The organism is Microbacterium maritypicum MF109, assembly GCF_000455825.1.
GTDB classification, from domain to species: Bacteria; Actinomycetota; Actinomycetes; order Actinomycetales; family Microbacteriaceae; genus Microbacterium; species Microbacterium maritypicum_A.
In genome coordinates this window covers 1-350 of the sequence record NZ_ATAO01000099.1, presented here as the reverse complement: position 1 = coordinate 350, position 350 = coordinate 1, and the positions used below count along the sequence as shown (strand labels likewise).

Below are 350 nucleotides of genomic sequence, written 5' to 3'. Positions count from 1 at the left end.
GTACCTGGCCGAGACCGACGGCACGATGCTCGTCGAAGACGGCAAGTCCACGTTCGACTCGGATGCCGGGCGCACCGTCTCGGAGTTCTGGAAGACCTTCTACGACGAGAAGCTGTCGCCGAACGAGGCGTCGACCGACGACGCGATGTCGGCAGGTACCACTGCCATGCAGCTCGCCGGCCCCTGGGCGATCCCCTCCTACGCCGACACCGTCGACGTAGGCTTCATGCCGGTGCCCACCAGCGACGGCCGAGAGACTCCGACGACCTTCGCCGACTCGAAGAGCGTGTCGATGTTCACGGCCTGCAAGAACCAGGGCACCGCGTGGGAGTTCCTGAAGTTCTCCACCA

The 350-nt window shown here is 65.1% G+C and carries 1 protein-coding gene; it reads left to right on the top strand.

Annotated features, from left to right (window positions below):
- A partial coding sequence (locus tag L687_RS0121100; RefSeq protein ID WP_031206810.1) for an ABC transporter substrate-binding protein occupies nucleotides 1–350 on the top strand: 350 nt, incomplete at both ends.